General features: G+C 72.9%; 14 protein-coding genes. 7 read left to right on the top strand and 7 right to left on the bottom strand.

What is annotated here, in order from left to right:
* Positions 1 to 44: 44 nt before the first annotated feature.
* Positions 45 to 1,625, bottom strand: coding sequence for a response regulator transcription factor (locus EIY87_RS48425; protein WP_225440006.1), 1,581 nt, complete (start codon positions 1,623 to 1,625; stop codon positions 45 to 47).
* A complete protein-coding gene (locus EIY87_RS23810) occupies positions 1,618 to 2,034 on the bottom strand; it encodes a helix-turn-helix domain-containing protein (protein WP_125311925.1) in 417 nt (138 codons plus the stop codon). The genes EIY87_RS48425 and EIY87_RS23810 overlap by 8 nt, the downstream gene beginning before the upstream one ends.
* Before the next feature lie 146 nt (positions 2,035 to 2,180).
* Between EIY87_RS23810 and EIY87_RS47720 the strand changes: the two genes are divergently transcribed.
* Complete coding sequence (locus tag EIY87_RS47720) at positions 2,181 to 2,351, top strand: hypothetical protein (RefSeq protein ID WP_158641345.1); 171 nt, start codon at positions 2,181 to 2,183, stop codon at positions 2,349 to 2,351.
* 4 nt (positions 2,352 to 2,355) lie between these two features.
* Here the strand turns inward: EIY87_RS47720 and EIY87_RS23805 are convergent, their stop codons facing one another.
* Entirely contained in the window at positions 2,356 to 2,793 is a 438-nt protein-coding gene (locus tag EIY87_RS23805) for a hypothetical protein (protein WP_125311923.1), read from the bottom strand.
* A gap of 83 nt (positions 2,794 to 2,876) precedes the next feature.
* Positions 2,877 to 4,868 carry an NAD-dependent DNA ligase LigA gene (ligA, locus tag EIY87_RS23800; RefSeq protein WP_125311921.1) on the bottom strand — a complete coding sequence of 664 codons (1,992 nt, stop codon included), beginning with the start codon at positions 4,866 to 4,868 and terminating at the stop codon, positions 2,877 to 2,879.
* Between the two features lie 75 nt (positions 4,869 to 4,943).
* Between ligA and EIY87_RS23795 the strand changes: the two genes are divergently transcribed.
* Positions 4,944 to 5,783, top strand: a complete 840-nt coding sequence (locus EIY87_RS23795; RefSeq protein ID WP_191984241.1) for an LLM class F420-dependent oxidoreductase — start codon at positions 4,944 to 4,946, stop codon at positions 5,781 to 5,783.
* Between the two features lie 132 nt (positions 5,784 to 5,915).
* Here EIY87_RS23795 and EIY87_RS23790 read toward each other — a convergent pair whose 3' ends face one another.
* Both EIY87_RS23790 and EIY87_RS23785 read right to left on the bottom strand, forming a co-directional pair.
* Positions 5,916 to 6,371, bottom strand: coding sequence for a peroxiredoxin family protein (locus EIY87_RS23790; RefSeq protein WP_125311917.1), 456 nt, complete (start codon positions 6,369 to 6,371; stop codon positions 5,916 to 5,918).
* A gap of 17 nt (positions 6,372 to 6,388) precedes the next feature.
* Positions 6,389 to 6,901 (bottom strand): RNA polymerase sigma factor, encoded by a 513-nt coding sequence (locus EIY87_RS23785; protein WP_125311915.1) that lies wholly within the window; start codon positions 6,899 to 6,901, stop codon positions 6,389 to 6,391.
* A 244-nt stretch (positions 6,902 to 7,145) separates the two neighbouring features.
* On the opposite strand from EIY87_RS23785, the gene EIY87_RS23780 reads away from it, so the two are divergent.
* From EIY87_RS23780 to EIY87_RS23765, 4 genes are all read left to right on the top strand, one after another.
* A complete protein-coding gene (locus EIY87_RS23780; RefSeq protein WP_125311913.1) occupies positions 7,146 to 8,381 on the top strand; it encodes an acetyl-CoA hydrolase/transferase family protein in 1,236 nt (411 codons plus the stop codon).
* A 354-nt stretch (positions 8,382 to 8,735) separates the two neighbouring features.
* Positions 8,736 to 9,104: a roadblock/LC7 domain-containing protein gene (locus tag EIY87_RS23775; protein ID WP_125311911.1), complete on the top strand. Its 369-nt coding sequence runs from the start codon at positions 8,736 to 8,738 to the stop codon at positions 9,102 to 9,104.
* A gap of 35 nt (positions 9,105 to 9,139) precedes the next feature.
* Positions 9,140 to 9,505 (top strand): hypothetical protein, encoded by a 366-nt coding sequence (locus tag EIY87_RS23770; protein ID WP_191984253.1) that lies wholly within the window; start codon positions 9,140 to 9,142, stop codon positions 9,503 to 9,505.
* Positions 9,502 to 10,185, top strand: a complete 684-nt coding sequence (locus tag EIY87_RS23765) for a hypothetical protein (protein WP_404800091.1) — start codon at positions 9,502 to 9,504, stop codon at positions 10,183 to 10,185. The genes EIY87_RS23770 and EIY87_RS23765 overlap by 4 nt, the downstream gene beginning before the upstream one ends.
* A 15-nt stretch (positions 10,186 to 10,200) precedes the next feature.
* Here the strand turns inward: EIY87_RS23765 and EIY87_RS23760 are convergent, their stop codons facing one another.
* Positions 10,201 to 11,835: a beta-1,3-glucanase family protein gene (locus tag EIY87_RS23760; RefSeq protein WP_125311908.1), complete on the bottom strand. Its 1,635-nt coding sequence runs from the start codon at positions 11,833 to 11,835 to the stop codon at positions 10,201 to 10,203.
* 367 nt (positions 11,836 to 12,202) lie between these two features.
* Here EIY87_RS23760 and EIY87_RS23755 point away from each other — a divergent pair, with 367 nt between their 5' ends.
* Positions 12,203 to 13,195, top strand: a complete 993-nt coding sequence (locus tag EIY87_RS23755) for a zinc-binding alcohol dehydrogenase family protein (protein ID WP_125312235.1) — start codon at positions 12,203 to 12,205, stop codon at positions 13,193 to 13,195.
* Positions 13,196 to 13,211: the final 16 nt, after the last annotated feature.

Here is a 13,211-nt window from a genome sequence, read left to right as displayed (position 1 = left end):
GGCTTGCGTTGCCGGCTGCCGGGATTGCGGTTGTTGGCTAGCCATCAGTAGTCGGGTGACAGCCGGTATCCGATCCCGCGGACCGACTGGATGAGCTGGGGGCGTCCCAGCTTCGCGCGCAGCGTCGCCATGCGGACGTCGAGCGAGCGGGATGTGGCCATCTCGGCGGTGCCCCAGACGTCGGCGAGGATTTCCGCGCGGGACAGCGTCTGGCCCGGCTTGCGGGCCAGGAGGGCGAGGATGGCGAACTCCTTGCGGGACAGGGGAACCGGCTGGCCGGCGACGCGGGCCTCGTGGCGGTCGAGGTCGAGTTCGACCTCGCCGAATCGCAGGACGCCGATTGTCCCCCGGGTCGCTGTTCGGTCCGCTCGGCGGCCGACGGCGTGGACGCGGGCCAGTAGTTCCGCCACGTCGAAGGGCTTGACAAGGTAGTCGTCCGCGCCTTGCGCCAGCGCGCGGACGCGGTCGTCGACTGTGTCGGCGACGAGGAAGATGAGGGGGGTGGCGGTCCGGCGCTGCCGCAGCGTGACGGCCTCGTCGGGGGAGAGGTACGGGTTGTCGAGCACCACCACGCGTGCGTCGTCGAGCGAGTTGCACAGGTCTTCGCCGGACGACGCTCGCCGGACTGTGAAACCGGAGCGGGTGAGGGCGGCGGTCATCGCGGTGGCGAGGTCGTCGTCGGCCGTCGCGAGCAGGACGTCGACGATCTCCGGGCGGGCCCGCGGTGCCGGGCGGCCGGGTGCCTCGCCGGACAGTTCGTGCCGGGCGCGCAGGACCGCGTCGTAGCCGGCGGCGACGGCCGCGTGTTCCGGTGTGCCTTCCGGTGTTCCCGCGAGGGCTTCCCCGGCGAAGGACACCGCCTGGTCGAGGTCGGCCGGGTCGCCGCCCCGTTCGTGGCGCAGCCGGTGGGCGGCCGAGAGGTTCGCCAGGACCCGGGCGCGCTGCGGCCGGTCGGCGGGGATGCGGGCCGCGGCCCGGCGGAGGACGTCGATCGCTTCGGTGGCGCTGGTGACGTCGTCGCGGTAGCCCGCCCAGGTCAGCAGGAGCGCGCCCAGGTTGGCCAGCGCCTCGTCGTTCGGGGCGGCCGGGGGCGCGGCGTCGATCGCCTGGCGCAGGACGGCCAGCGCCTCTTCGAGACCGGCCGGCTCGGCCGAACGCTCGTACGTCGCCACCAGGGCGGCGGCGAGCTGGGACAGCACCTGCGGGCGCTGCGGGGACTCCGCGGGCAGGTCGCCGAGGGCGTCGCGCAGGGTCTCGACCGCCTCGGCGAGCGCTGCCGGGTCGTCGTGCAGGCGGAACCACATGAGCAGGGCGCCGCCGAGTTCGGACCGCAGTGCCGCGCGCCGCGGCCGGTCGGTGACGACCGCGGCGCCCGCCCGGAGCGCCTCGACGGCGTCTTCGAGGTTCGCGAGCTCGCCGCCGTAGGCGTGTTCGAGCCGCAGCGCGATGCCCAGGGTGACCAGCAGGCCGGGCTCGACGCGGCCCGCGCCGCCGAGCCGTTCGGCCGCGTCGAGGCAGGCGCGCGCGCCTTCGGCGGCCAGCCGCAGCGCCTCGTCGCGCTCGCCCGCCCCGGCCCGGCGCAGGGCCGCGTCCACCAGGGCGGCCGCGTCGGCCGGCTCAGTCATCGGTGCCCTCCGAGGCGGGGAAGAAGGATTCGAGCACCTGCCGGGCGAGGTTCGGGTCGTAGATCCACAGCACCTCCGAGCGCGGGCCGACCGAGCGGTCCAGTTTCATCAGCGGCCGCGGCACGGGCTCTTCGCCGGTGCCGTCCGCCTCGGGCAGGGGGTCGCTCAGGTCGCGGACCGCCACCCAGAGCTTCTTGAACCGGACCGGGTCGCCGCCGAGGTGCCCGACGATCCGGGACACCACCTCCCACGACGGGCAGCTCGTGCCGTTCAGCAGGTTCCCGATCGTGGTGTGGGACGCGCCGGTCGCTTTCGCGATGGTCCGCAGGCTCGGATCGCCGGAGCTCCGGCGCAGCACCCGCAGCTCGGTGCACAGCCGCTCGAGCGGCCCGGCCGACGGGTCCGGCACCCGGTTTCCTCCCCGTCTCCGGCAAATCCTGGCACGCACTGTACCGGGTTCGTCAGGACGTGTCCCTCTTGTGGCAAGTCCCCTTCCCGGGCGACGGCGGCCCGGGCCATGGTCGGGGTGGATCACCGGACGAGGGGAGAACGCCCATGCCGCACAACGTGCTCTACGTCGGGCTGGCCGCGGCCGCCGTGCCCGCGGTTTCGGCACTGACGTGGCTCATCGGCCTGGCGCTGACGCTGCGCGGCAGCGAACCGCGGGAGCGGCCGGCCTTGCTGCGCGCGTACACCGGCGCCGAGCGGCGCAGGTGGCGGCGATGACCGGTCAGCGCGGGCAGGGGCCGAAGTACAGGCACTCGATCACCGCGCGGGGGTCGAGGGCGGCCGCCTCGGGTTCGAGTTCGTCGAGCTGGCTCGCGATGCGGTCGAGGTCGGCCTCGCCGTCCGGCGTCAAGGGGACGAACCGCTCGGCCGTGTCGTGGACGGGGCAGCCGTTGGCGTGCAGGTTGCCCGCCGCGACCACGGCGAAAACCTCGGTGCCGCTGTCGTCGAACGTGAAGTAGCTCTGGAGGCGGACCGGGGTCGTCGTCGCGACCTCGTTGATGTGCTGCCCGCCGAAGCTGGCGGGGTAGTGCCAGCCGGCGGTGGGGTCGTCGGCGAAGCGGTCGCGGCCCGGGTCGCGCCCGCCCGCGAGGTGCCAGCCGCGCGCGAGGAGGAACTCGTGCACGGCGAGCTGGCGGGCGAACAGCGGGTCGGTCGTCATCGGTGGTTCCCTCCCGAACGCGGCGATGGACCCACCCAGTGTCGTCCCACCCGGCCCGCCACGGACGGGTGACCACCCCCCGGCTACACGATCCCCGCCCCGATCAGCTGCTCCCAGATGACGCTCTGGTCGACGACCTCGACGCCGAGTTTCTCCGCCTTCGTCAGCTTGCTGGCCCCGACGTCGGCGCCGGTGATGAGGAAGTCCGTGCTCGCCGAAACCGACGAAGCCGTTGTGGCGCCCGCCTTTTCGCAGTGCCGCTGGAACGTCGGCCGGGGCACCTTCTCGCCCGAACGCGGGTCGCTGATCGCGCCCGTCACCACGACCGTCTTGCCCGCCAAGGGCGCGCCGGCCGCGACCACCGGCGGCAGGTCCTCTTCGCGGACGTCCAGCGAGACGCCCGCTTTCCTCAGCCGTTCGAGTTCGGGACGCAGCCGGGTGAGGTGCTCGATCAGGGACGCCGCCACCTTCGGGCCGATGTCCTCGACCGCCACGAGCCCTTCCTCGCCCGCGTCCGCGACGTCTTCCAGCGAGCCGAAACCCGCGCGGCACAGGCGGGCCGCGGTGCCTTCGGACGCCATCGGGATCGCCAGCCCGATCAGCGCGCGGCGGAGGCCGACCGCGCGGCTCCGGTCGATCGACTCGATCATCCGCGTGGCCGAGACCTCGCCGACGCGGTCGAACTCCAGCAGCTTTTCCTTGGTCAGCGCGTAGAAGTCCGACGGGTGCTCCAGGATTCCCGCCTCCGCCAGGCGTTCGATCCACACCCCGCCGATGGCGTCGATGTCCGCCGCCGCCCGCGACGCCCAGTGGATCAGCCGGCGCACGGTCTGCGCGGGGCAGGAAACGTTGGTGCAGAACAGTTCGCGGCTGTTGCCCTGCTCGGTCAGCGGCTGCCCGCACGACGGGCAGGCGTCCGGCGGGACGATCTCCCGCTCGGCGCCCGTGCGCTTCGACGCGTCGAGCACGCCGGCGACGAACGGGATGACGTCCCCGGCGCGGCGCACCAGCACGGTGTCGCCGATTTTGATGCCGCGGGCGCGGATCACCTCCTGGTTGGCCAGTGTCGCGCGGGTGACCGTGGTGCCGCCCACGAACACCGGCTCCAGCCAGGCCACCGGCGCGATCTTGCCGGTCTTGCCGACGTCCCAGACCACATCGGCCAGCACGGTGGTCTTCTCCTCGGCGGCGAACTTGAACGCCAGGGCGCCGCGCGGCGAGCTCGACCGGGTGCCGGCCGCGGCGTACGCGTCCCGATCCGCCAGCCGCAGCACGGCGCCGTCGAGGTCGTAGTCCAGCTCGTTGCGCTGCTGCTCGATGGTGGTGATGGCGGCCTGCGCGGCTTCCGCGTCCGCGCAGTGGCGCATGTCGGCCGCGGTGAACCCGAGCGCCACCAGCGCGCGCTCGAGGTCGGTGGCCGCGCTGTCGGGGTCGGTGTGCAGGTCGAAGGCGAAGAACCGCAGCCGCCGCTCGGCGACCGTCGCGGGATCCTTGGCGCGCAGCGTGCCGGCGGCCGCGTTGCGCGGGTTGATCAGCGGCTTGTCCGGGTGCGCGGTGTTGTACGCGGCGAACGTCGACCGCAGCATGACGGCCTCGCCGCGGACCTCGACCCGGCCGGGCGCATCCACCCGATCGGGGATGCCGTCGGTCAGCGCGCGCACCAGCACCGTGACGTCGTCACCCGTTGTGCCGTCGCCGCGGGTGACCGCGCGCGCCAGCCTGCCGTTTTCGTAGACGACGGCCAGCGAAAGGCCGTCCAGCTTCGGCATGACCACGACCGGCTGGCCGGGGAAGCGGTCGAAGAACGCGGCGACCTGCTCGGGCTTGGTCGCCTTCTCCAGCGACAGCATCGGGCGCGAGTGCCGGATCGGCGCGTGCAGCACCGCGGGCGCGCCGACCTGCTCCAGCGGGTTCGGGTCGGGCGCCAGTTCCGGGTGCGCCTCGATCAGGCCCCGCAGCTCGTCCTCGACCGCGTCGTACTCCGCGTCCGCCACCAGCGGCGAACCCCGGTAGTAGGCGTCGCGCAGCGCCACGACGCGGTCGGCGAGTTCCTGGATGCGTTCCTGAGCGTTCACGGGGAGGACGTTACCGGGCACCACCGACAAAAACTCCGACCGTGCTGGAGGAGCTCCAGGCTTACGATGAAGATCATGCGATTCGCCATCAAGACCTCGCCCCAGAACACCGAATGGGCGGACATGCTCGCCGTGTGGCAGGCCGCCGACGAGATCGAGCTGTTCGAATCCGGCTGGACGTTCGACCACTTCTACCCGATCTTCTCGGACCCGACCGGGCCGTGCCTCGAAGGCTGGGTGACGCTGACCGCGCTCGCGCAGGCGACGAAGCGGCTCCGGGTGGGCACCCTGGTCAGCGGCATCCACTACCGCCACCCCGCGCTGCTGGCGAACATGGCCGCGACGCTCGACATCGTCTCCGGCGGCCGGCTCGAGATCGGCATCGGCGCGGGCTGGAACGAGGAGGAGTCGGGTGCGTACGGCATGGAGCTGGGCACGGTCAAGGAGCGCAGCGACCGGTTCGAGGAGGCGTGCGAGGTCCTCGTCGGGCTGCTGACGCAGGAGACCACGACGTTCCAGGGCAAGCACTACCAGCTCACCGACGCCCGCTGCGAGCCGAAGGCCGTGCAGACGCCGCACCCGCCGATCTGCATCGGCGGCAGTGGGGAGAAGCGGACGCTGCGCACGACGGCGAAGTACGCCCAGCACTGGAACTTCGTCGGCGGCACCCCCGAAGAATTCGCCCGCAAGCGTGACGTCCTGCACGCCCACTGCGCGGACCTCGGACGCGACCCGGCCGAGATCACGCTGTCCTCGCACGTCCGCCTCGGCCCCGACGGCGACTTCGCGAAGGTCGCCGCCGAGGCGGAGGCACTCGGCGAGGTGGGCTTGGACCTGGCGATCGTGTACCTGCCGCCGCCGCACACCCCGGCGGTGCTCGAGCCGCTGGCGAAGGCGCTCGAGCCGCTGCGCTAAGCCCGGGTCCGGTTCCGCTCAAGCGCCCCAATGTGGCGTTCGGTGCGTCAGACGCACCGAACGCCACATTGGGTGCGTCTGACGCAACCAACGCCACATTGGGGCGCTCGGGTCCGGTGCTGAGCCGCTGCGCTAAGCCCGGGTCCGCAGGGCCGCGACGGCCGCCGCGATGCCCGGTTTGTCGTAGCTGCCGGTCGGGAGGGTCGCGCTGTGGGCGTGGCGGACGACGCCGTCGGCGTCGACGAGGACGCTGCCCGACCGCTGCAGCGCGCCGAACACCGCCTTGCCGAGGCCGACCGCCTCGTGGGGCGTGCCGTGGCGGCCGGTGACGACCGGGAACGGGACGTCGTGCTTCGCGCGCCACGCGGCCGCCGTCTCGCGGTCTTCGGGGACCGCGATGACGACGCGGACGCCGTCGGCCGCGAGCGTCTCCGCGTCGGCCGCGAGGTCGCGGACGTGCCGGCGGCAGACCGGGCAGGTCGTCGAGCGCACGAAGTAGAGCAGGACCGCGTGGCCGCCGAGGTCGACGGCGCGCCCCGCGGTGTCTTCGAGGTCCAGGGGCGGGACGGGGGTTCCGGGTTCGAGCACGTGCTGTCCTTTCGAGGTCACAGCCGGGCCCGGACCGCGGTCCGGGCCCGGTGCAGGTGGGACTTCATCGCCGCCGTGCTGAGCCCGAGCGCATCCGCGACCGCCCGTCCCGGTTGGCCCAGGACGTCGCGCATCACGAGCACGCGGCGCTGGACGTCCGGCAGGGCCTGGATCGCCCGTGCGACGCGCTCGGCTTCGAGCCGCTTCAGCGCTTCGTCCTCGGCCGATTCCGTGAGCCCGGGATCGGGTTCGGCACCGGTGTCGAGGACCCGTCGGGCGCGGCGCAGGCACTCGTTCCGGACGATCCGGAACATCCACGAGGCGAGCGCCGCCGTCGCGCGCAGGGAGCCGATCTTGCGGTAGAGGACGAGCAGCGCCTCCTGGGCCGCGTCCTCGGCGTCCTGCGGCGACGCGCAGAGGTGGTCGGCGAAGCGCCGCACGTGCGGGTGCGCCCCGTGCACCACCGCGGTGAGCGACTCGAGGTCACCCCCTTGCGCGGCCTCCACGAGCTGCTCGCTGACCCACCCCATCCGGCACTCCCTCCCGGTTCGACGACGACACCCATAAGAGGGCGCGTCCCGCCGAAAGGATTCACCCCGCCCAGTGGTGGATCGCGAACCGGCCGCCGCCCGTTCGAGGACGCCGCGCCGGGTGGCCGGGCGCGGCTTCCAGGGTGAGGTTGCGGTCGATGTCGCCGGTGCCGGGGCAGGACCGCGTTCGCGGAAAAGCGGTGCCGGTGCCGGGCCGACGCGCGGACCATGATCGGATGGCGGCATGCGGGTTCTCTCGGAAGAGCAGCTGGGCGCGGTGCTGGCGGGCGTGCCCACGCCGGTGCCGCGGGTCGTGGTCAGTGGGAACTTCGCGACGCCCGCGCGGGCGCTGGCCGTCGTCGACGCGGCGCTCGCGGAGTACCGGCTGTTCGCGCTGAACGCGCAGGACGGCCTGCCGGACCGGCCGGGGGTGGTGCTCGAAACCCCGTTCGTCGGGCCGGGGATGCGCGGCCGCGCCGGGCTGCGCTACTTCCCGTCCCGGCTGTCGCTGGTGCCGCAGCTGCTCAAGCAGGCGCTGCCGCCCGACGTCGTGCTGGTGCACACCTCGGTGCCGGTCGGCGGCGTGGTGTCGCTGGGCACCGAGGTCAACATCCTGCCCGCGGCGATCGAAGCCGCCCGTGCCCGCGGCGGCCTGGTGCTCGCGCAGGTGAACCCGCACATGCCGTTCACGCACGGCGACGGCGTGCTGCCGCTCGACGAGATCGACTACGCGCTCGAGGTCGAAGAACCGCTCAGGTCGCCGGTGCCGCGGCCGCTGGGCGGCACGGCCCGGGAGATCGGCGAGCGGGTGGCCGGCCTGGTCGCCGACGGCGCGACGCTGCAGCTGGGCATCGGTGGGATCCCGGACGCGACGCTGGCCGCGCTGACCGGCCGCCGCGGGCTCGCGGTGTGGTCGGAGATGTTCAGCGACGGCGTCCTCGCGCTCGACCGCGCGGGCGCCCTCGACCCGGCCGAGCCGGTGACGGCGTCCTTCGTGTTCGGCAGCGCGGAGCTGTACGAATGGGTCGACCGCAACCCGCGGGTGCGGTTGCTGCGCACGGAAAAGACGAACGACCCCGCGGTGATCGCCCGCCAGCGCCGGCTGGTGTCGGTGAACAGCGCGCTGGAGGTCGACCTGTACGCGCAGGCCAACGCGAGCCGGGTCCGCGGCGCGATCCATTCGGGCTTCGGCGGCCAGACGGACTTCGTGGTCGGCGCCCTGCACTCCCCGGGCGGGCGGGCGATCATCGCGCTCCCGTCGTGGCACCCCAAGGCGGACGTCTCGACCGTGGTGCCGCGGCTGGCCGGGCCGGTGACTTCGTTCCAGCACAGCTTCTTCGTGAGCGAGCAGGGCGTCGCGGCGATCTGGGGGCACGACGCCGGGGACCAGGCCCGGCAGATCGTCGAGCGGGTCGCGCACCCCGACACGCGGGCGGAGCTGCGGGAGCGCGGGCGGGAACTGGGTTTCGCGCTGCCGTAGGGACTTCGGGCTCCGTCGCGGAGGGTGGCGGGGCCTCGGTGCCGGGCGGCCGGACGGCGGTGGCGCGGGACGGCGGCCGTCGGCGCCGCTGATCGCCCGCTGTCCCGGCGTGGCCGCGTCGCGGCATTTCACGCGGCCGTCCGAGAATGGTGAACCTCGGTTCCCCGGTTCCGGTGATCAATGACCGCGGCTTTCCGTTGGTTACGCAATTCTGTTACGAACGCGGTCTCGGTTCACTCGATCGTGTAGTAGTGCTGCGAGCGTTGGCGTACTTATTGGCGCGCAGTAGCGGAAACGGTAGGGTCCCCCGGCGAAAGAAACCCGAATGGCTGATTACCCAGAAAGAAATGACTTTTGGATTTCGAAGCGTTGGCCGGCCAGCTGCGCGAACTCCGGGAAAACGTCGCCGGCGTGACCGGCACCGTGCTCGCCGCGGTCGACGGGATACCGATCATCGCCGACGCGGACGACCACCTCGATCCGGCGAAGATCTCCGCACTCGCCGCGGCCGACCTGGGGATCGCGCGCCAGGCGGCCGAACTGACCGGGAAGGGCACGCTCGCCCAGACCGTCGTGTTCGGCAGCGAGGGGTACATGGCCGTCCACGCCGTGGGGCGGCTGGCGCTGATGGTCGTGCTGGGGGACAAGGGACTCAACGTCGGGCGCCTGCTGTTCGAGGCCCGGCCCGTCATCGAGCGCATCGGCGCGATCCTGGCCGCGTAGCGGAGAAGCGCACAATGGAAGGAAGCAGCATGATGATGAACATCGACACCGCCCTCAAGGAAGCCATGTCCATCGCCGGCGCCGTCGGCGTCGCGCTCGTCGACTACGAAAGCGGGATGTCGCTCGGCACCAGCGGCGGCGGCGAGTGGCTCGACCTCGACGTCGCCGCCGCGGGCAACACCGAGGTCGTCCGGTCGAAACTGCGCGTCATGTCCTCGTTGTCGCTCAACGACACCATCGAGGACATGCTGATCACGTTGCACCGCCAGTACCACCTGATCCGGTTGCTGAACTCCTCGCGGAATTCGCTGTTCCTCTACCTGGTGCTGGACCGGGAGCGGGCGAACCTGGCGCTGGCGCGCCACTACCTCAAACGGATCGAAACCGACCTGCAGGTGTGACCCGCGCACACACCGGAGGAGGCGGCTCGCGCGCCGCGCTCGTCATCGGCTCGGCGTTCATGCGCGACCTCGGTTCCCTGTTCCCCGTGACGATGAGCCTCGCCGGCGACGACCTGGCGTTCACCTTCGTGTCGTCCTGCCCCTCACCCGACGCCGTCGGGGAGTGGGTCGGGCTGCGCTCGGGTGCCGTGGTGGCCGGCCGGGTGCTGCACTTCTTCGTCGACGCGAACGGGCGGCGGATCCGCGTCGAGCTGGCCGGCACCGCGGTCCGGGCGCTGATCGTGCTGGCGGACGAGCTGACCGCGGCAACGGTGCACGCGCCCCGGCTCGGCCGCTGGCAGGACCAGATGCCCTGCCTGGTGCAGGTCGCGATCGACGAGCTCGCCCGCCGGCTTTCCCGCTGCCGGCACCAGGCGGGCGGCGCCGACCCGCTGATCGACCTGCAGCTCGCCTACCGGCCCGACCAGGACTACCAGGCCCGGCTCGCCGGCGCGCACGAACGGGTCCGCGGCTTCATCGCCCCGGTCCGCCCGGTGCTGGCGATGCGCTGGCGCGCGGCGACTTCGGCGCAGCGCAAGGCGTTCCTGGCGGAACTGCCGGACGCGGCCCCGGTCCGCGGGTGGGTGCGCCGCCGCCGGACGGTCCGGCTGATGGGGCTCGACGTGGAGGTGGCTCACTGAGCGCGGACGTCCGCGCTACCGGGTGAACGTGAACCAGTTGATGTTGACGAAGTCCGACGTGCTGCCGGAGAACGTCAGGTACAGGTCGTGCACCCCGGTGGCCGCGCTGACGATGTTGGCGGGCACCGTCTGCCAGTTCTGCCAGCCGCCGTTGTTCGCGAAGTCGATCTCGGCCAGGACCGGGCCCGTGACGCTGTCCAGCCGGGCCTTGATCGCGCCGCTGACGCCGGCGGCCGCGCCGGAGGCGAGGCGGGCGACGAACTGGTTCGGCGAGCTCGAGCCGAAGTCGACGCGGGCGTACTTCAGCCAGTCGCCGTTCGCGATCCAGCCGACGTCGACGCCGCCCTCGCTGCACGACTCGTTCTGCGTGCCGCTCTGGGCGTTGTAGGCCTCCGCCTGGATGGTCGAGTACGCGCTCGTGCCGCCGCTGCCCGGCGGGGTCGTGCCGCCACCCGCACCCGGGCCCAGCGCTACCGTCCACGACGTCGGCGCCGGGTCCTGCAGGTGGCCGTCGACGGGCTGGGCGCCGGTCGGGCCCACGTCGTCGTACGGGAAGGCGTAGCCGATCGACGCGTACTGGTGCACCAGGCGCGCGTAGTGGTTGGTGGTGGCGTCCTTGTAGTAGTTGGCCGGCGCGACGCCGTCGGGCTGGTTGTTGCCGCCGGACACCAGCAGGCTGCTGCGGTTCAGCGCCGCGGCGAGGCGGGCGGCGACCGCGCCGCGCGCGTCCGCGCCGGAGTTGTAGAGCGGCCCGCTCGCGCAGCCGAAGATGTCGGCGGCGCTCGGCTTGGTGAACGGCACGCCGTTGGTGTTCAGGCCGGCGAACACGATCGCGTCGCCGCTGACCGTGCCGGTGTAGGAGCCGATCCCGCCCTGGCCGTTGATCGTCAGCGGCGTCGAGCGGTAGTGGTCCCACACGGCGTTGAGGTAGTTGGTCCAGTAGCCGCCGAAGTCGACGGGGGAGTGGCCCGGCGCGAGCACCCGCACCACCTTGCCGGAACCGTCGGTGACGACGAGGCGGTCCCACGGCGCGCCGTCGGCGTTGTGCTGGGCGCGCAGCCCGTCCGCGATGCTCCCGAGCGCGCCGCTGGGCAGCGGGCTGACCGACTGCGCGCCCGCCGCGCCGGTGGTGGCCATCGACACCGGGAGCGCGACCATGTCGACGTAGCTGATGTTCGCGTAGAGGTTCGCGCTGTTGTAGGTGAACTCGGCGAACGTCCAGTTCGTCTGCCAGTTCGGGTCCGAGCTGGTGAAGCCGGGCTGCACGAGGCCGGGGCCCGGGTTGACGAAGAACTGGATCTTCTTGTCGACCGAGAACCAGACGCGGCCGCCGATGAGGTAGTCGGTCAGGGTCACCGTGAGCTGGGAACCCGAGCCGCCGAGCGGGATGGCGTAGTCCGGGATCGGCGTCACCGGCGCGGACGGGTTGGCCAGCGCGTGGAACCGGCCGTCGGCGGTGACGAACCCGGGTCGGCCCGAGGTGTCGGCGCCGCTGATGTAGGCGTAGACGGTGCCGCTGCCCGAATTGTTCTTCAGCGTCAACGGCAGGGCTGCGGCGGCCCGGGCACGCGGCGCGGTGGCGGCGGACCACAGCGGCGCGCTCGCCGCGGCGACCAGGCCCGCGGTGACGAAGGTACGCCTCGACAGCATGGCACCTCCTCGGGAAGGCCGGGGTTCGCGGGGCAGGCCGCCGCGCGTCCGCCGGACAGAGTGACCGGACCGTAGGTACGCGGTGGGGGGCCGGTCAACACCCGGTGGGGCGGGTCGGGTACTGACGGCCCTCGACGGTGCCCTTTCGCCGCCCGGACCAGTGATCCCGGTGGTCCGGTTTCTGTCCACAGTGGATGCTCGGGGCGCCCGGCGGGGGATGCCATGAAAGGGTCGTTCATGTCGTCTGGCGAGGTGAACGACCCTTTCACGACATCGCGGCCGGCGTGCGAGACGAGCCGTGTCCCGTGCGGCATGCTGGGGTTCCGCGACCGATCGAGGAGGGTGCGTCGTGAACCCGACGGCGGACATGGGCGCCTGGCGCGTCACCCGGCCCGGGCCGATGGCCTCGCGGCCCCTGGACTGGGCGCGGGTGCCGGTACCCCGCCCTGCGGCGGGGGAGCTGCTGGTGCGGGTGCTGGTGTGCGGCGTGTGCCGGACCGATCTGCACGTGGCCGAAGGCGACCTGCCCGTGCACCGGCCCGGGGTGACGCCCGGGCACGAGGTCGTCGGCGAGGTGGTCGCCGCCGGGGCCGGCGTCACCGCGTTCAACGCCGGGGACCGGGTCGGGATCGCCTGGCTGCGCGAGACCTGCGGGCGGTGCCGCTTCTGCCTGCGTGGGCGGGAAAACCTGTGCCCGGAGTCGCGCTACACCGGGTGGGACGCCGATGGCGGGTACGCCGAGTTCGCCGTGGTGCCGTCGGCGTACGCGCTTCCGTTGCCGGGTGGCTATTCCGACGACGAGCTCGCGCCGCTGCTGTGCGCCGGGCTGATCGGGTACCACGCGCTCGCGCGGGCGGAACTGCCCGAGGGCGGCCGGCTCGGGATCTACGGTTTCGGTGGCAGCGCGCACCTGACGGCCCAGGTGGCGATCGCCCGCGGCGCCACCGTGCACGTCGTGACCCGCAGCGCCGAAGCGCGTGAACTCGCGCTCGCGCTGGGGGCCGCGTCCGCCGGGGACGCCGCGCCGGAGCTCCTCGACGCGGCGATCCTGTTCGCCCCGGCCGGCGCGCTCGTCCCGCCCGCATTGGCCGCCCTCGATCGCGGCGGGACGCTGGCCATCGCGGGGATCCACCTGTCCGACGTGCCGGTGCTGAACTACCAGCGCCACCTGTTCCAGGAGCGGCAGGTGCGCAGCGTCACGGCCAACACCCGGGCGGACGCCAGGGAATTCCTCGCGTTCGCGGGCGAACACCACCTGAGCGTCAGCACGGTGCCGTACGCGCTGCGGGAGGCGGACCGCGCGCTGGCGGACCTGGCCGCGGACCGGGTCACCGGCGCCGCCGTGCTGCGCGCGAACTGAGCCGGCGCCCGGCGAG

The organism is Amycolatopsis eburnea (genome assembly GCF_003937945.1).
Classification (GTDB): domain Bacteria; phylum Actinomycetota; class Actinomycetes; order Mycobacteriales; family Pseudonocardiaceae; genus Amycolatopsis; species Amycolatopsis eburnea.
The sequence above is the reverse complement of the archived record's forward strand: the minus strand, read 5'-3'. Positions and strand labels throughout refer to the sequence as shown.

What these genes read in the sequence shown, in the direction of transcription:
- EIY87_RS48425 (WP_225440006.1), bottom strand. Translation starts at nt 1,625, where the DNA reads ATGACTGAGCCGGCCGACGCGGCCGCCCTGGTGGACGCGGCCCTGCGC.
- EIY87_RS47720 (WP_158641345.1), top strand. Translation starts at nt 2,181, where the DNA reads ATGCCGCACAACGTGCTCTACGTCGGGCTGGCCGCGGCCGCCGTGCCC.
- EIY87_RS23805 (WP_125311923.1), bottom strand. Translation starts at nt 2,793, where the DNA reads ATGACGACCGACCCGCTGTTCGCCCGCCAGCTCGCCGTGCACGAGTTC.
- EIY87_RS23795 (WP_191984241.1), top strand. Translation starts at nt 4,944, where the DNA reads ATGCGATTCGCCATCAAGACCTCGCCCCAGAACACCGAATGGGCGGAC.
- EIY87_RS23785 (WP_125311915.1), bottom strand. Translation starts at nt 6,901, where the DNA reads ATGGGGTGGGTCAGCGAGCAGCTCGTGGAGGCCGCGCAAGGGGGTGAC.
- EIY87_RS23780 (WP_125311913.1), top strand. Translation starts at nt 7,146, where the DNA reads ATGCGGGTTCTCTCGGAAGAGCAGCTGGGCGCGGTGCTGGCGGGCGTG.
- EIY87_RS23770 (WP_191984253.1), top strand. Translation starts at nt 9,140, where the DNA reads ATGAACATCGACACCGCCCTCAAGGAAGCCATGTCCATCGCCGGCGCC.
- EIY87_RS23760 (WP_125311908.1), bottom strand. Translation starts at nt 11,835, where the DNA reads ATGCTGTCGAGGCGTACCTTCGTCACCGCGGGCCTGGTCGCCGCGGCG.
- EIY87_RS23755 (WP_125312235.1), top strand. Translation starts at nt 12,203, where the DNA reads ATGGGCGCCTGGCGCGTCACCCGGCCCGGGCCGATGGCCTCGCGGCCC.